We start from the raw sequence: 16,384 nt of genomic DNA, 5'->3' as shown, positions 1-16,384 counted from the left end.
TGGCGCGAAAGCGTGGCTCAGTGAGACGGCGTCTCGGGACACTATTAATAATCAGGGCTTCTCTCCCGCCCCGATAACGCGCATCCTTTTGCCGTTTCATATTCTCATTAGCGCAGGAGGCGCAACAGACCGCCTGCGCCCCATTTGTGCTTTTATGATTAAGGATGATATCCCCATGAGGCTCTCCACCACGATTCTCGCCCTCAGCTGTGCCCTGGCAACGATCACCGGCTGCACCTCGTCAAAATCGTCACCGGAACGCCACGCCTACGCGTTCGTCGCCCACCGCTCCGATTTTGTCGGCGGCAACTTCACCGTCAACCGTCAGGAAAATTACCGTTTAAACCTGCCGACCTTCACGGCGATGTACGCCCGCGGCCAGCAGGATAAAGCCGCTGGCATGAACGAAAGCGACGCCCGCCGCACCGCGGAGGCCATCAAACAGCAGGCGGCGCAGGGCACCCGCACCGAGCACGCCTTTACCGGCAACGCCAGCGACAAATGGGATAATGCAATGGAAAATAAAGATGCCGTCCTGTTCGGCAACGAACTCTCCGGTGCCTATCTCGACGGCTATCTTGGGGTGAAATAATCCTTCGCTCCCCCGCCCTCAGCGTTCGACGCTCACCCAGCGCTGCTGCTGATGGCTTTTGACGATCGCCTCGATGATGTACATCACATCGGCGCCGTCGTCGAAAGCGGCGAAGCGCCGGGCCCCGGCCTCCGGCATCTTCCCGGCGCGCACCGCCTGATAAAAATGCCCCATCATATTCTTAAAGGCGTCCGGCCAGCCCTCAATATGGCCGCCGGGGTAATGGGCGCTGTCAGCGATCTCCGGCCGCAGCAGGCTGGGGTCGTCGCTGAGCCGCCGATCCGGCTGCTCGCGGTGGCCGATCCACAGCCGCTGGGGCACTTCCTGATCCCAGGCCAGAGAACAGCGGCTGCCGTTAACCTCCACCGCCAGACGGTTTTTCCGCCCGGCGCTCACCTGAGAGACCATAAAGCTGCCTTTGCTACCATCGTCAAAACGCAACAGTACCGTGCCAAAGTCCTCAGTATCGACAGGCCGGGTTTCATATCCCTGCGCCTCGTGAACGGCGCTGAAGGTCGCTTGGCCATTGACCGGCGCTTTACGCGTCGGCCAGACGATAGACAGATCCGCCATCACCTCGACAATCCGCCGACCGGTCATAAACTGCACGGTATCGCACCAGTGGGAGCCGATGTCAGCCACCGTCCGCGATGCGCCGCCCTGCGCCGAATCAACCCGCCAGTTGTAGTCGGTCTCCAGCAACATCCAGTCCTGTAAATAGCTGCCGTGCGCCGCGAAGATTCTGCCGACCTCGCCATGGCGGATCATCGCCGCCGCCTGCTGGACCATGGCGAACTGGCGATAGACGAAGCTGACGCCATGCACCACGCCGGCCCGGGCGGCAAGCGCCACCAGCTCCCGCGCCTCCTCCGCCGTCATACACAGCGGTTTTTCGGAGAAGACGTGCAGCCCGGCGGCGAGGATCTGCCGGTTAATCTGGGCATGCAGATGGTTCGGCGTACAGTTATGCACCACCTGTAGCCCCGGATGGGTCAGCAGCGCTTCCACGCTGTCGTAGGCATGGGCAATATTCAACGCTTGCGCCTTGCGCTGCGCCGCCTCAAGGCTGCTGTCGCACAGCGCCACCACCTCGATATCCCCCAGCCGCCGCAGCGCCTCCAGATGCGCCGGGCCAATAAACCCAGCCCCAATAATCGCGACCTGAATCATGTTATTCCCTCCCACCGGCGGCAAAGTCATCGAAGGCCCGTCCGGCAACGGGAATGATATGGCGACGAATAAACTCGCTGCCCTCGCGCGCGCCGGTCTCGGCATCCTTCAGGCAGCACTCCCACTCCAGCACCGCCCAGCCGTCAAAATCATATTCGGTCAGCTTACTGAACACCCCTTTGAAGTCGATCTGCCCGTCGCCGGGAGAGCGGAAACGGCCAGCCCGCTGCTGCCAGGGCTGATAGCCGCCGTAGACGCCATTGCGCCCGTTGCGGCGAAATTCGGCGTCCTTGACGTGAAACGCCTTAATACGCGCATGATAGATATCGATATAGGTCAGGTAATCCATTTGCTGCAGATGCAGGTGGCTCGGGTCATAGAGCATATTGCAGCGCGGATGGTTATCCACCCGCGCGAGAAAACGCTCAAAGGTCACGCCATCGTGCAGGTCTTCGCCGGGGTGGATCTCATAGCAGACATCGACCCCCTGCTCGTCGAAGAGGTCCAGCAGCGGCCGCCAGCGCCGGGCCAGCTCGGCAAAGGCCTCATCCAGAAGCGACTGATTATGCGGCGGCCACGGATAAAAAAAGGGCCATGCCAGCGCCCCGGAAAAGGTCGCATGCGCCTGCAGCCCCAGGCGGCCGGAGGCCACCGCCGCCTGGCGCACTTTCTCCACCGCCCAGCGCTGGCGCGCCTGCGGATCGCCGTGCAGCGCCGCCGGGGCGAAGGCGTCAAACGCCGCGTCATACGCCGGATGCACCGCCACCAGCTGTCCTTCAAGATGAGTGGACAGCTCGCTGATGACCAGCCCATGCTCCGCCAGGGTACCGCGGACCTCGTCGCAGTAGGTCTGGCTCGCCGCCGCCCGCTCGACATCGAAAATCGCCGGGTGGTTGCAGGGGATCTGCAATGCCTTGTACCCCAGGCCGGCGGCCCACTGCGCCATCCCCGCCAGGGTGTTGAACGGCGCCTGCGGGCCGATAAACTGCGCCAGAAAAATGCCCGGTCCCTTGATCGTTTTCATACCCCCTCCTGTAAAATTAGTGCGGCTCTTTCTCGTTGTACTGGAAAGAGAAAAGGAAAATCAGCGCGATAACCGCGGCGGCCACCGCCGGGATCCACCAGAAGGTCACCCAGGCCTGCGGCACGCTCTGGCCGGCCACCAGATGGTTATACAGCGCGCCGGAGATCTGCGAGCCCAGCAGCATGCCGATCCCGTAGGTGAACATCACAATCATGCTCTGCGCCTGGCCTTTGACCTTCTCGCCCGCCACGCGGTCGGTGTAGATAAAGCCGACGACAAAGAAAAAGTCATAGCACACGCCGTGCAGCAAAATACCCAGATAGAGCAGGAAGCGCCCCTCTTCGCTGACCCCGAGGGCGAAAAAGGCATAGCGAACAAACCACGCCGCCATGCCGATAAGCAGCATGTATTTCACCCCGAGGCGACGGAACAGCAGCGGGATCACCAGCATAAAGACGATCTCTGACATCTGGCCGAAGGACATCGCGGTGCTGACATCCTTAACGCCGGCATCCGCCAGATACGACGCGGTATAGGCGTAATAGGTGCCTAACGGCACGGAAATTAAGGTGGCGCAGAGGGAGAAAATCAGGAAATGGCGGGTTTTCAGCAGCGCGAAGGCGTCCGCGCACAGCAGATCGCGAAACTGAACCGGCATGCCTTTGGCCGGCGCCGGGGTGTGGGGCAGCGTCAGGCTGTAGATCGCCAGCGCCACCGAACAGAGCGCCGCCACGGTGAAGATGCCGGTGGTGTCAGAGATGCCGGTCACCCCGATGCAGATCCCAGCGATAATCCAGCCGATGGTGCCGAACACGCGGACCACCGGAAAGGTTTTATCGACGTTAGCCAGGCTGTGGAAGGCGATATTGTTGGTCAGCGCCAGGGTCGGCATATAGCACAGCGTATAGCCGAACAGCAGGCCAATCAGCAGCGCGCCATTCTGCGCCACCAGCGCCTGGGGGACAAACCACAGGATCGCCGCCCCGGCCAGGTGCATCACCGCCATCACCTTCTGCGAGGCGAAAAAGCGATCCACCAGCATCCCTAGCACAAAGGGGGACAGGATGGAGGCGATCGGCCCGGCGGAGAACGCATCGCCGATCAGCAATGACATCTCATAGCGGGTCATCACCAGCCCCAGGGTCACCGACCAGCTGCCCCAGATAAAGAACTGCATAAACATCATTAACGACAGCCGCGGCACCAGAAAACGGTGGCTCACGCGGACACTTTCCCGACCTTCTGTTGTTGTGACCATGTTGCTCGCCCTCAGAAAAGTAATCGATTACAAAATCGCTCCAAACAAAAGTAATCGATTACAAAAAGAAGATCGCCAGGCAAATGCCCCACCTGCGAAGAGGATCACAATAAAAAGCCAGGCAGCCCCGCCGGACGGCGGGGCATCTCGCTTACGCCGGGCGGCGCAGCAGTTTGAAGGCGATAAACAGGAACAGGATCCACACCGGCAGCAGGATCGCCGACAGGCGCATCCCGTCGATAGTGCACATCAGCGCCAGAATCAGCCCAAGGAAAGCAATGCAGAAGTAGTTGCTGGCGGGCGCCAGCAGCGCTTTAAACTTCGATTCACGCCCTTTGCGGCGCTGGGCGGCGCGGAACTTCAGGTGCGCCATACAGATCATGATCCAGTTCAGCAGCAGCGTCGCCACCACCAGGGCCATCAGCAGTCCCAGCGCTTCATGCGGCAGCAGGTAGTTCAGCACCACCACCAGCGAGGTGATAATCCCCGAGAGCAGCAGAGAGTTCACCGGCACGCCGCGCTTGCTGACGCGGGCGAGGAACGTCGGCGCATTGCCCTGCACCGACAGGCCGAACAACATCCGGCTGTTGGAGTACACGCCGCTGTTATACACCGACAGCGAGGCCACCAGAATGACGAAGTTCAGCGCGGAGGCCACCAGGTTGCTGTCGAGATGATGGAAAATCATCACGAACGGGCTACTGTCGGATTTGATCTCCACCCACGGGTAGAGCGCCAGCAGCACCACCAGCGAACCGATATAGAACAGCAGGATACGATAAACCACCTGGTTGACCGCTTTTGGAATGCTCTTTTCCGGGTTTTGCGCTTCAGCGGCGGTGATGCCGATAAGCTCCAGCCCGCCGAAGGAGAACATGATCACCGCCAGCGACAGGATAAGACCGTGCCAGCCGGTGGCGAGGAAGCCGCCGTGTTTCCACAGATTATCGAATCCGGCTTTGCTGCCGCCGTGGCCGCCAAACAGCATCCACAGGCCAAAGGCAATCATGCCGATAATCGCCAGCACTTTTATCAGCGCAAACCAGAACTCCGCTTCGCCATACAGGCGTACGTTGACGAGATTGACGGCGTTAATAATGAGGAAGAAGGCCGCCGCCCAGATCCAGGTCGGGACGTCGGGCAGCCAGTACTGCATGTAGATCCCGGCGGCGGTCAGCTCCGCCATTCCCACCAGCACGAACATCACCCAGTAGTTCCAGCCGGAAAGGAAGCCGGCGAACGGGCCCCAGTATTTGTAGGCAAAGTGGGCAAAGGAGCCGGATACCGGCTCTTCCACCACCATTTCGCCCAGCTGGCGCATGATCAGAAAAGCGACAATCCCGGCGACGGCGTAGCCCAGTAATACCGCCGGACCGGCCATCTGGATAGCGGGACCAATGCCGAGAAACAGGCCGGTGCCAATCGCGCCGCCAAGGGCGATAAGTTGAATGTGTCGGTTCTGTAAACCGCGATGAAGCGTCGGGCCGCTCTCTTCTACGGCATCCGACGACGTTGACGCGTCTTTCACGTCGTTCCCCTGTGTGTTTTTGCGAAGGGGCACCTTTTATCACTTAGGGGGGATTGTCGCAAGTTGCGAGGGGTTATGGCGGCGGCGACATTAACCTTCGCTTGCACGGACTCAGGCCGTGCAAGGCGCCGTCGTCGCCTGGCACATTCGCGGCTGTCCATCCGCTGTCCTTGCCCGGAGGCGCTGCGCTTACCGGGCCTACGCAGACGCCTGAAGCCCGGTTAAGGCTACCTCCACCGACAAAACTTAATAGCGCACCATCACCGACTTCAGCTCCGTGTAGTCATCGATAAACGCGCTGCCGAATTCGCGCCCGATGCCCGAGCCCTTCATGCCGCCGAACGGTACCGCCGGGTCGAGGAAGGTATGCATATTGACCCACACGATGCCGGCCTCAATCGCCTCCGAGTAGCGCAGCGCCAGGCGAATATTATCCGACCAGACGCTGGCCGCCAGGCCATACGGCGAGGCATTGATCCGCGCCAGCGCCTCGTCTTCACTGTGATAACCGATAAAACTGCACACCGGGCCGAAGGTCTCCTCGCGCATCAGGGTGCTCTCTTCGCTGCGCACTTTGACCGCCGTCGGCTGCAGGAAATAGCCCTCCCCCGGCAGGGCTTCGCCGCCGCAGACGATGGTATCGCCCTCGTCGCGCGCGGTCTGAATGAGCCGCAACACTTTGTCATACTGCTGGCGGTTGGCCAGCGGCCCCATCAGCGTGCGCTCATCCAGCGGCGATCCCGGCGCGAAGGCGCTGAGCTTATCTTTCAGCAGCGCCAGCACCGCATCCAGTTTACCCTGCGGCAGATAAAAGCGCTCCGCGGCGGCGCAAATCTGCCCCTGATTCAGGTAGCCGGCTTCCAGAATGCCGTTGACCATCGCCTCCGGCGTCAGATCATCCAGGAACAGCGCGGCGTTTTTGCCCCCCAGCTCAAGGGTCACCCGTTTACCTGACGCACTGGCCGACTGCTGGACTTTCTCGCCAGTGGCCACCGAGCCGGTGAAGCTCACCTTGGCGCAGGCCGGGTGGGTAATCAGCCGCTGAGCAATCTCGCCGCCGGCGCCGTTGACCACGTTAATCACCCCGTCCGGAATACCCACCGCTTTTGCCAGCTCCGCCACGCGCAGCAGCGTCAGCGGCGTATACTCGCTCGGCTTGAGAACAATGGTGCAGCCGCAGACCAGGGCCGCCGCCAGCTTCCAGACGGCAATCATGATGGAGAAGTTCCACGGCACGATGCCCACCACTACCCCCAGCGGCTGACGGCGAGTGAAGGCGGTATATTTCTCCCCGGCCATCGACGGCAGCGACACATTCAGGGTTTCGCCGGTGACTTTCCCCGCCCAGCCGGCGAAGTAGCGCAGGAAAGCGACCGATTGATCCAGCTCGAGCATGCGCGCCAGCGTGATGGTCTTGCCGGAGCAGAGACTTTCCAGCTGCGCCAGCGCTTCGCGATGCTCAGCCAGGGCATCCGCCAGCTTCAGCAGCAAGGTTCCGCGCGCCAGCGTCGGCATTTCGCGCCACTGATTAAACGCCTGGCGGGCACTCTCTACCGCGCGATCCGCCTGGTCGCTATCCGCCGCGGTGACCTCGGCGATCGCCCGCCCGGTGGCCGGGTTGATCACCGCAAACGGCGCGCCGCGGCCCGCCTCTCGCTCACCGGCGATAAACTGCCCGTGCGGCTGGCGTAAAAAGGCGGTCACTTCCGCCAGTAAGGTTATCTCGCTCATCGTCAGTACCCGTTTTTTCAGCAACGTTGGCCCATCACAGCACGGCTTCCCGCCGCCGCCTATCGTTCTAAAGAACGTCATTCTTCCGGACGATATTCAACGCCCGCGCGGCGTGCTGTGATGAGGCACTTGAGCGAGGCAAGACCACAGGGTAACGCGATGAACATCAAAATCGATGCGCTGAACTACTACGGCGCGACGAAGAAATACCACCTCCATTTTCCGGCGCTGCGGGAAGATATTGAAGCCGACGTGGTGATTATCGGCGGCGGCTTCTCCGGTATTAACACCGCCCTTGAGCTGGCGGAACAGGGCATCACCAACGTGGTGGTGCTGGAAGCGCGCCATCTCGGCTATGGCGGCACCGGGCGCAACGGCGGCCAGGTGATGGCCGGTATCGGTCACGACATCGAAGCGGTGAAAAAGCACGTCGGCAAAGAAGGGCTGGAAACGCTGTTTAAAATCGCCAACCTTGGCGCGGGCATCATTCGCGAACGCATCCGCAAATATAATATCGACGCCGATTTCGTCCCCGGCTATGGCTATCTCGCTTATAACCAGCGGCAACTGAAAACGCTGCGCCAGTGGGAGAAGGAGTTTAAGGCTGCCACCCCGGATGAAGAGATCGAGCTGTATACCGGGAAAGAGGTGCAGCAGGTGGTGGGCTCCGAGGTCTACTGCGGCGCGCTGAAACATATGGGCGGCGGCCAGATCCATTCGCTCAATATGCTCCTCGGCTCGGCGCAGGCCGCCCATTCGCTGGGAGTGAAGATCTTCGAATCCTCGCCGGTGGTGGAGGTGAATTACGGCAAACAGGTGCGGGTACGTACCGCGATGGGCAGCGTCAAAGCCGCCAAACTGCTGTGGGCCTGCGACAGCTTCCTCAACAATATGGAGCCGGAGATCTACAACAAAACGCTGGTCACCTACTCCTATCAGGTATCGACCGAGCCGCTCTCCGATGAATTGATCGAGCGCATCAGCCCGCTGCGCGGCGCCTTCAGCGATATTCGCCCGGTGATTAACTACTACCGCGTCACCCGGGAAAACCGCCTGCTGTTCGGCAGCGCCACCCGCTTTGTGGAGTATACGCCGAACGATTTCGCCGCCTGGAACCGCACCCTGCTGGCGGAGGTCTTCCCCTATTTGAAGGATGTGAAGATCGATTTCGCCTGGGGAGGGCCAATGGCCTGTAGCGCCAACCTGTTCCCGCAGATCGGCACGCTACGCGATCACAACAACGTCTTTTACGTCCAGGGGTACTCCGGCTTCGGCGTCACCCCATCGCACATCGTGTGCAAAATCCTCGCCGAAGGGATCAACGGCGGTTCAGACCGCTATCGTCTGCTGAGCAGCATCCCCCACGCGACCATCCACGGCCGTGACAGCCTGCGCCTGCTGCTGGTCACCGCCGGAAAATTGATGCATCAAACCGCCGGTTTCTGGAAAGGCCGGAGTTAACCAGGAGAACGCTATGCACGCTTTTAAACTTAAACACCCGGTGCCCGACCTGCAGCCAATCGGCAGCGTCAGCCTGCTCGGCGCGACGCCGACCGCCGGCGACCCGCAGGTGGCCGGGGCGATGATCTACGGCGAGCCGCAGGATGCCTTTACCTGCGGACTGTTTTCGTCCACTGAAGGGAGCTTTACCATGACCTATCCGTTTACCGAACACGCCACCGTGCTGGAAGGCGAAGTGGAGTTGACCGTCGCCGGCGGTGAACCGCAGCGCTTTGCGCCAGGCGATAGCTGGTTTGTTAAACAGGGCACCGAAGTGGAGTGGAAAATCCTGACGCCGCGCTTTGTGAAGCACTACCTGGCGAACGTCGAGACGCGCTAACGCGCTGATACTGCCCGGCGGCGCAGGGGGGACCCGGAGGCGACGCATTGCGCCTTCTCCGGGCTACCAAATCGCACAGCGCTGTAGCCCCGGTAAGCGGCAGCGCCACCGGGGGTTTTGAGGCCGCCAACACCGGCAGTTTCAGTCAGCATGGTGAATAAATTAAAGGCAGGCCGCGCGGATCGTAGGCCGGGTAAGGCGCAGCCGCCACCCGGCAGAAACAGGCGCAACGTGGCAAGACGGATGGCCCCGGTTTTCGGGGTCATCTTGTTTATCCACCCTCACATTCATGGACTGCGTCACAGAATCATGCGCCACCCTCCACCTTCCGGACGATATTCGTTGAGCAGGATGCCCGCCTAAATTATGACTATCCGGGAGTGGCGCTGGCTATTCCCTGCCCTACCCCATTATTGTGCAGAGGTTGACTATGTTTAGTAACAGACTTGCCAGCCATCTTGAGCGCGGCGTCGTCGGCTTCCCGACCACCCTCGCCAGCTCCGTCGGGCTGATTATGGCCAGCCCGGTGATCCTGACGGTGACCAGCGGCTTCGGCATGGGCGGCGATACCTTCGCGCTGGCGGTGCTGCTGGCCTTTATTATGATGCAGGCGCAGGTCACCACCTTTGCCGAGGCGGCGACGCTCATTCCCACCACCGGTTCGGTGTACGACTATATCTCCTGCGGCATGGGCCGCTTTTTCGCTATCACCGGCGCGCTGTGCGCCTATCTGATCGTCCATATTTTCGCCGGGACGGCGGAGACGATCCTGGCGGGCATTATGGCGCTGGTGAACTTCGAATCGATCAACGCCCAGATGGCCGCTCACCAAAACACCTGGATGGTGGGCGTCGGCATGGTGGTGATTTTCGGCCTGCTGAACGCCATCGGCGTGGAAATCTTCGGCAAGGTCGAAGTGGTGCTGACCTTCGGCATGTGGACCACGCTGACCATTTTCGGCCTGTGCGGCATTTTTATGGCGCCGGTGACTCATCTTTCCGGCTGGTTCGGCACGCCGCTGAACGTTAGCGATATCAACGGCCTGTTCGGCTATATCGGCATGGCGATGTTTATGTTCGTCGGTTGCGAACTGGTGACGCCGATGGCGCCGGAGATCAAACAGGCCCACCGCACCATACCGCGGGCGATGGCGCTGGGCCTGCTGGGGGTCGCCAGCTGCATGTTTATCTACGGTGCGGCGATCAACCGCCAGGTGGAGAATACCGTGCTCGACGCGGCCAACAACGTCCATCTGCTGGATACGCCGATGGCGATCCCGGCCTTCGCCGAGCGGGTGATGGGCCACGCCGGCCAGTACTGGCTGGGGGTCGGGCTGCTGCTGGCGGGCTGCGCCACCATCAATACGCTGATGGCCGCCGTGCCGCGCATTATCTACGGTATGGCGCTGGACGGCGCGCTGCCCCGCTTCCTGACCTGGCTGCATCCGCGCTTTAAAACGCCGGTAATCGCCATCGCCATCGGGGTGGCGATCCCCTGCCTGCACGCCTGGTATCTGAACGGCGATCTGGACCGCATCGTGCCGCTGATCCTCGCCGCGGTCTGCGCCTGGGGCGTCGCCTATCTGCTGGTGACGCTGTCGGTGGTGATGCTGCGCATTCGCCGCCCGGACCTGCCGCGCGCCTACCGCTCGCCGTGGTTCCCACTGCCGCAGATTATCTCCAGCGTCGGCATTATCATCGCTATCGTCAATATCACCCCGCCGGGGATGGACAGTCGCCAGGTGCTGGTGCCGTTCGGCATTATGCTCGGCCTGACCGCCGCCTACGCCCTGTTCTGGACGGTGTGCGTGCAGCGCGTCAATCCGTTCAAGCCGCTGGTGGTGGAAGAGGTAGTGGAGCGCGCCATCAACAACTACGAAAAACAGACCCGCGGGGAGATGACGCCAGATGTCCTCCGTCCCCTGGTTTGAAACGCCGTTAATGAACGCGGTGCAGCGCGATCTGGCCGGCTGGCCCTGCGAAAAGCTGAGCGAGCGCAGCGCGCTGCTGCGCTTGAACAACGCCACCGCCGTGACCTTCAGCGTGCGTCAGAAGCGGCTGTTTATGGCCAGCATTCACAGCTGCGAGTTTGTCGTCGAGGGGCCGGTGACCCGGCCCGTACGCGGTAACATTCACGCCCATCAATCCGGCTGGTGGAAACGCCAGCCGATCCGCTTTATCGGCGGCAAAGGCAGCGAGGCACTCGCCGGCTATCTCAATGGTTTCCCTAATCTCCAGCAGACCTTAAGCGAGCTGGACTACCGCCGCTTTTCGCTGACCTTTGACGGTCGCGGCTGGCGCTGCAGCATTGAACCCTGGGCCGCCAGCGAAGTGGTCTGTAAAATGCCGCCGCTGCGCCGTTATCTGCGGCTGGAAGCGCAGCAGCGGATGCTGCTGCTCAGCGTGCTGGCGATGATCGATCAGGCAGTAAGTCAGTGGATGCGCGGTGAAATCGTAGAAGAGAAAGCATTGACTTCCCCGCCATCACCGCGGGGAAGCTGAGGCGTTTTATAGCAGGCCAAACTGCTGCGCCAGCCGATCGAGAGCCCGCCTCTGGAACTGCGCAAACTCCGCCCTCGGCTGTTGTTGTTGAATAAATTCCCGCAGCGGATCCTGGACCTCGGTGCGGATGCCGCTCAGAGCCTCCATCACCGCCAGGCCGCAGAACGGCACGTAGGATTCGGCGTAGCCGCCTTCGTGCACCATCACCAGTTTCCCGCCGCACAGGCGATCCGCCGCCTGCTGGACCTGTTCAGTCATCGCCCGGAAGCTGTCGCTGTGCAGCTGCATGCGCGCCAGCGGATCCATGGCGTTGGCATCATAGCCGCAGGCGATGATAATCAGCTCCGGCTCAAAGCGCGCCAGCGCCGGAATAACGATGGTTTCCAGCGCATAGCGCCAGCTGTCATCCCCCGCGCCGGCCAGCAGCGGAATATTGATGTTGTAACCCTCCCCCGCCCCCACGCCGCGATCCTCCTCGCCAGAGTAGCCCGGCGGGAAGCAGCCGTCCTGATGCAAGGAGATAGTCAGCACGTCATCGCGCTGCAGGTAGATATGCTGGGTGCCGTTGCCGTGATGAACGTCCCAGTCAATGATCGCCACCTTGCCGAGCCCGAGCAGCGCTTTCGCTCGCTCCACGGCAATGGGGATATTGGCGAGAAAACAGAAGCCCATCGACTGGTCCGGCAGGCAGTGGTGTCCGGGCGGACGCGACAGCGAATAGGCGTTATCCAGTTCTCCCTTCAGCACCGCTTCCACCGCCGCGCAGGCCAGCCCGGCGGAAAGACAGGCGATTTCATAACTGCCCGGCCCCAGCGGCGCCTCTTTGCCGAGCATGCCGCCGCCGTTATCGCTTATCGCCTTGAAGCGCTCCAGATAACTGTCGGGATGGATCCGCCGCAGGTCCGCAAGGCTCGCCGGCGCCGCGCTGCGCAGCGCCAGCTGCGGCGTCAGCCCGGAGACATCCATCAGGTTTTTCATCCGCCGTTTGGTCTCCGGCGATTCGGCATGACCGCCGCCGGCGGGTGGCTGTACCCACCCGCCCACCGGCAGCGTCACTGCGTGCAGCCCGGTACTGTGCCAGAAACAACGTTCATCAAAGAAGAAACCGGTTTTTCTTTTCACTCTATCCTCCCGTGGGCTAACCCTTCCCGGCGGCGGAAGCCGCCACAATTAAAATCAGTGACAGCAGCGCGCAGACGCCTGCCGCCGCCAGCAGCGGGTCGGCGCTGGCGAAGCGTTGCAGTAAGGCCCCCGCGAGCGCCGGGCCTGCCGCCATGCCGCCGCCGATCACCAGATTGATGCTGTTCATCAGCCGACCGCTGTTATCGAGCCCGGCGACGCGGGCGAGAATAAAGGGCAGCACGAAGGTCCAGGTGAACTTAAACAGCAGCGCCGCGATGGCGTAGCGCGCCAGCAGCGGCTGGCCAACCAGCAGCCCGACGCTGACGATCAGCAGCCCGTAGCCCAGCCACACCGGTAAGCGATCGGCGCGCCGGGTGCCGCGCAGGGCCGCGCCGCCGGCGCCGATAATGCCGCAAACCGTCGCCGCCGCCAGCACCAGCCCCACCTGCGTCGGGCTCAGCCCCGCCGTGCTGCCGATGGTGCCGATAAAGGTCCACACTGCGCTGAGGCTGATATAGAAAGTGAGCACCGCCAGCACCGCCAGCGCCTGACGCCACAGCGCCGTCGACGGCTGCTGGCGGGAGGCAGAGAGCGGTTGAAAGCGCGGCGGGAAAGCGGACACAAGCGGCAGGCAGCAGAGCATGATGGCGGCGAGGATCAGATACACCACCTTCAGGCCAAAGGTCGCGAACAGGCCGGGCAGCGCCAGCAGGCCAAGCATCCCCAACAGCAGTTGCCCGAGCACCCAAAAGGCGTAGACCCGCGACGGGTTCGGCGTTCCCGCCGCGCAGCTGATGCACAGAATCATCAGCGTGCCGCCCGCCAGTGAGGCGATAAAGCGCGCCGCCAGCAGCGTCTCATACTGGGTGACCACCGCCGAGGCGAGGTTGGCGGTCAGAAACACCGCCCCGGCCATCAGGGCGACCCGCCGCCAGTCGAGGCGACTCATCCACCACCACGCCGGGAGCGTCGCCAGGCTCATCGCCCCCAGCTCCGCTGAGAACAGCCAGCCTACCTGCCCGGGTTTTAGCTGCCATTCGCTGGCCAGCTGCGCCGCTACCGCCGGCGCGGTCATCAGAATACCCGGCGCAATAGCGGCAAAAATCACAATCGCCGCCAGCAAACGCAGGGACACCACCAGCCCGGCGGGCCGGGAAAGCGCATTATCAGTGACAGGTGTACTCGACATCGTAGGGCGTGCTCCGGTCAAAAAAGCCTCCCCCCGGAGGATCCTCCAGGGAGTGATACCCACAGGCATCAGGAAAACGCCGTGTTGCCACGGCGCGCGCGGGATGTGAAAGTCAGATCACAGATGCAGCGTACGCTGAGCAGCCGGCATCCAGGTTCGGGAAACCAGTTCGGTACGATTGACCACTTCGGTCTTGGCGAAGATATTGCGCAGGTGCGTTTTCACCGTCGAGAGCGAGATATCCAGCTGGCGGGCAATCAGCTTATTACTGGCCCCTTCGCGCACCATGCCGACGATTTCCCGCTCTTTGGCGGTCAGGATAGCGGGCAGGTCATCTTCTTCCTGCAGGCAGTCGCGGATCGCCAGCTCCACCAGCGGCAGCACCGCCTGGGCCCGATGACGCTCTTCGCTGGAGAAAGGCACGTCGCGCATCAGCGAGATACCGGCGATGATCCGCCGCTCGCGGCGGATGAAGATCTCGGTCATGTCACGCACGTTATTCGGCAACATAAATTCATGATAATAATGCCGGTTGCGATCGCAGAGCCGCGGCGTCATCGCCGCCACGGTGGTGTTCTGGTGGCTAAAGTGCGCCGGTAAATGCGGATCCAGCGGCTGGAAGTTTTCCAGATATTGTTGGTGCGTATTATCGGAAATATTATGCAATATATAGTTTTCGGGTTTTAACCGGTTATTTACTCGATAAAACACCGCTGAAGTCAGTGGAATTAACTGAGAAATAGTCTGTAAACAACGGGCTATTATCGCATCATTACGGCTGGCTTTTAACAAAGCAGACATGATAGGGCCTCCCCGTCGAGATGATGGTGCATGACACATGGATGACTACCGATAATTGAAGCATACATTTCACATTTAAGTAACACAATCATTAACATATTAACAATGTGATAGCCGTTACAAAATTTTCAGCAATGCATTGTTATATAAAGCATTTAAAAAACACACTCGCCATGCCTTACGATAGCGGCGTTAAAACATAAACAAAAAAGATTAATACCCGGCGTACCTGCCTCTGGTGATAAAAAAACCCTATCCCGGACGCGTCTCTCTCATCCTTAAGAACGATGGATTTCTGTTTTTTTTCACTTATACCCTTAACAGGATGCCATTAATTTTCGCCGCGGCTTAATCATGTGATTACGCCTGACCCGCTGTTGCCAAAATAATAGCAACAGCGCCGGTCATTAACCGAGGATAAGCCGATGCTGAATATCGCCGCCCTGCGCCAGCAGCAAATTCCGCTGGCCGCTGAGCCGCGCTCGCCGGTGCCGTTTCATATTCTGATGAAGCCGATTGGCCCCGCCTGCAATCTCGCCTGCCGCTACTGCTATTACCCCCAGGATGAAACGCCGGTCAACAAGATGGACGAGGCGCGGCTGGAGCAGTTTATCCGCCGCTACATCGCGGCCCAGCCCGTCGGCGCGCGGGAAATCAACTTTGTCTGGCAGGGCGGTGAGCCGCTGCTGGCCGGCCTGAGCTTTTACAAAAAAGCGCTCGCCCTGCAGGCGCGTTATGCCCCCGACGGCGTCACCATCAGCAACAGTCTGCAGACCAATGGCACGCTGATCAACGACGCCTGGTGCCGGCTGTTCCGCGAGCATCGCTTTATTATCGGCTTGAGCCTCGAAGGCAGCGAAGCGCTACAGGACCAGCATCGTCCGGATAAACGCGGCCGGGCCAGCTGGCCGGCGGCACTGCGCGGCATCGGCTTTCTCCACCAGCATCAGGTGGATTTTAACCTGCTGGTGGTGGTGCATAACGAGATGGCGGCCCACGCGGCGGCGATTTATGACCGGCTGGTCAGCCTCGGCGCGCGCTATCTACAGTTTCAGCCGCTGATGAGCGAAGGCGCAGCGTTGCGCGAGGGCTATCAGCTGAGTGCCGATAACTGGGGGCGTTTTATGGTCGGCATCTGGCGGCAGTGGCAGAAGCGCTGCGACAAGGGGCGGGTGTTCGTCATCAATATCGAGCAGGCGTGGGCGCAGTACTTCACTCACACCAGCGGCAGCTGCGTGCACAGCGCCCGCTGCGGCAGCAATCTGGTGATGGAGCCCGACGGAGAGCTCTACGCCTGCGACCATCTGATCAACGCCGAACATCGGCTGGGCCGCCTTGACGACATGACGCTGGCGCACGCGGTTGACGCCTCGGTGCAGCTGCCTTTCGGTCAGCAGAAAAGCCTGCGCCGCGAATGCCAGACCTGCGCGGTCAAAATGGTCTGCCAGGGCGGCTGCCCGGCGCATCTGAACGCCGCGGGCAACAACCGCCTCTGCGGCGGCTACTACCGCTTCTTTAGCGAAATTCTGGCGCCCGTGCGCCCTTTTTCCCGCGACCTTCAAGGGCTACAAGCCTGGCGGGCCGCGTTTGTCGGGGCCGCGCATCCGGCGTAGCCCATTGCTCTGAAA

Annotated in this window: 14 protein-coding genes; 6 read left to right on the top strand and 8 right to left on the bottom strand. The window is 61.3% G+C overall.

From position 1 onward, the window contains the following. The first annotated feature begins 175 nt into the window (after positions 1–175). A complete protein-coding gene (locus CE636_RS22060) occupies positions 176–592 on the top strand; it encodes an Exc2 family lipoprotein (RefSeq protein ID WP_017900839.1) in 417 nt (138 codons plus the stop codon). 18 nt (positions 593–610) lie between these two features. On the opposite strand, the gene CE636_RS22055 is transcribed toward CE636_RS22060, so the two are convergent. From CE636_RS22055 to CE636_RS22035, 5 genes are all read right to left on the bottom strand, one after another. After that, a complete protein-coding gene (locus CE636_RS22055; RefSeq protein ID WP_017900838.1) occupies positions 611–1,762 on the bottom strand; it encodes a Gfo/Idh/MocA family protein in 1,152 nt (383 codons plus the stop codon). A gap of 1 nt (position 1,763) precedes the next feature. Then, the gene (locus CE636_RS22050; protein ID WP_004202459.1) at positions 1,764–2,786 is read right to left on the bottom strand and encodes a sugar phosphate isomerase/epimerase family protein; all 1,023 of its coding nucleotides are present in this window, start codon (positions 2,784–2,786) and stop codon (positions 1,764–1,766) included. Positions 2,787–2,802: 16 nt separating this feature from the next. Next, the gene (locus CE636_RS22045) at positions 2,803–4,008 is read right to left on the bottom strand and encodes an MFS transporter (protein ID WP_025999301.1); all 1,206 of its coding nucleotides are present in this window, start codon (positions 4,006–4,008) and stop codon (positions 2,803–2,805) included. 187 nt (positions 4,009–4,195) lie between these two features. Next, entirely contained in the window at positions 4,196–5,572 is a 1,377-nt protein-coding gene (pheP, locus tag CE636_RS22040; RefSeq protein WP_004202454.1) for a phenylalanine transporter, read from the bottom strand. A gap of 246 nt (positions 5,573–5,818) precedes the next feature. After that, positions 5,819–7,303 carry an aldehyde dehydrogenase family protein gene (locus CE636_RS22035; protein WP_017900837.1) on the bottom strand — a complete coding sequence of 495 codons (1,485 nt, stop codon included), beginning with the start codon at positions 7,301–7,303 and terminating at the stop codon, positions 5,819–5,821. Between the two features lie 159 nt (positions 7,304–7,462). On the opposite strand from CE636_RS22035, the gene CE636_RS22030 reads away from it, so the two are divergent. From CE636_RS22030 to CE636_RS22010, 4 genes are all read left to right on the top strand, one after another. Then, positions 7,463–8,764 (top strand): NAD(P)/FAD-dependent oxidoreductase, encoded by a 1,302-nt coding sequence (locus tag CE636_RS22030; RefSeq protein WP_017900836.1) that lies wholly within the window; start codon positions 7,463–7,465, stop codon positions 8,762–8,764. A gap of 13 nt (positions 8,765–8,777) precedes the next feature. Continuing rightward, complete coding sequence (locus CE636_RS22025) at positions 8,778–9,143, top strand: cupin domain-containing protein (RefSeq protein ID WP_002892824.1); 366 nt, start codon at positions 8,778–8,780, stop codon at positions 9,141–9,143. Between the two features lie 430 nt (positions 9,144–9,573). Next, entirely contained in the window at positions 9,574–11,073 is a 1,500-nt protein-coding gene (locus CE636_RS22015; protein WP_002892820.1) for an APC family permease, read from the top strand. Beyond that, positions 11,051–11,644 (top strand): DUF3156 family protein, encoded by a 594-nt coding sequence (locus CE636_RS22010; protein ID WP_004202449.1) that lies wholly within the window; start codon positions 11,051–11,053, stop codon positions 11,642–11,644. Before CE636_RS22015 ends, CE636_RS22010 begins: the two co-directional genes overlap by 23 nt. A 6-nt stretch (positions 11,645–11,650) precedes the next feature. On the opposite strand, the gene CE636_RS22005 is transcribed toward CE636_RS22010, so the two are convergent. The 3 genes from CE636_RS22005 to CE636_RS21995 all read right to left on the bottom strand — a co-directional run bounded on the left by CE636_RS22005 (position 11,651) and on the right by CE636_RS21995 (position 14,756). Then, a complete protein-coding gene (locus CE636_RS22005; protein WP_017900835.1) occupies positions 11,651–12,766 on the bottom strand; it encodes a class II histone deacetylase in 1,116 nt (371 codons plus the stop codon). A gap of 16 nt (positions 12,767–12,782) precedes the next feature. Next, positions 12,783–13,955: an MFS transporter gene (locus CE636_RS22000; protein ID WP_017900834.1), complete on the bottom strand. Its 1,173-nt coding sequence runs from the start codon at positions 13,953–13,955 to the stop codon at positions 12,783–12,785. Positions 13,956–14,072: 117 nt separating this feature from the next. Further along, entirely contained in the window at positions 14,073–14,756 is a 684-nt protein-coding gene (locus CE636_RS21995) for a response regulator transcription factor (protein WP_004202446.1), read from the bottom strand. A 425-nt stretch (positions 14,757–15,181) separates the two neighbouring features. Here CE636_RS21995 and CE636_RS21990 point away from each other — a divergent pair, with 425 nt between their 5' ends. Then, positions 15,182–16,369, top strand: a complete 1,188-nt coding sequence (locus CE636_RS21990) for an anaerobic sulfatase maturase (RefSeq protein ID WP_017900833.1) — start codon at positions 15,182–15,184, stop codon at positions 16,367–16,369. The last annotated feature ends 15 nt before the right edge of the window (positions 16,370–16,384 follow it).

The sequence above is a fragment of the Klebsiella sp. LY genome, from assembly GCF_004010915.1.
GTDB lineage: Bacteria > Pseudomonadota > Gammaproteobacteria > Enterobacterales > Enterobacteriaceae > Klebsiella > Klebsiella quasipneumoniae.
The sequence above is the reverse complement of the archived record's forward strand: the minus strand, read 5'-3'. Positions and strand labels throughout refer to the sequence as shown.

Coding starts and splice junctions, on each gene's coding strand:
- CE636_RS22025 (WP_002892824.1), top strand. CDS start 8,778: ATGCACGCTTTTAAACTTAAACACCCGGTGCCCGACCTGCAGCCAATC.
- CE636_RS22060 (WP_017900839.1), top strand. CDS start 176: ATGAGGCTCTCCACCACGATTCTCGCCCTCAGCTGTGCCCTGGCAACG.
- CE636_RS22010 (WP_004202449.1), top strand. CDS start 11,051: ATGTCCTCCGTCCCCTGGTTTGAAACGCCGTTAATGAACGCGGTGCAG.
- CE636_RS21990 (WP_017900833.1), top strand. CDS start 15,182: ATGCTGAATATCGCCGCCCTGCGCCAGCAGCAAATTCCGCTGGCCGCT.
- CE636_RS22000 (WP_017900834.1), bottom strand. CDS start 13,955: ATGTCGAGTACACCTGTCACTGATAATGCGCTTTCCCGGCCCGCCGGG.
- CE636_RS22050 (WP_004202459.1), bottom strand. CDS start 2,786: ATGAAAACGATCAAGGGACCGGGCATTTTTCTGGCGCAGTTTATCGGC.
- CE636_RS22030 (WP_017900836.1), top strand. CDS start 7,463: ATGAACATCAAAATCGATGCGCTGAACTACTACGGCGCGACGAAGAAA.
- CE636_RS22055 (WP_017900838.1), bottom strand. CDS start 1,762: ATGATTCAGGTCGCGATTATTGGGGCTGGGTTTATTGGCCCGGCGCAT.
- CE636_RS21995 (WP_004202446.1), bottom strand. CDS start 14,756: ATGTCTGCTTTGTTAAAAGCCAGCCGTAATGATGCGATAATAGCCCGT.
- CE636_RS22015 (WP_002892820.1), top strand. CDS start 9,574: ATGTTTAGTAACAGACTTGCCAGCCATCTTGAGCGCGGCGTCGTCGGC.
- CE636_RS22035 (WP_017900837.1), bottom strand. CDS start 7,303: ATGAGCGAGATAACCTTACTGGCGGAAGTGACCGCCTTTTTACGCCAG.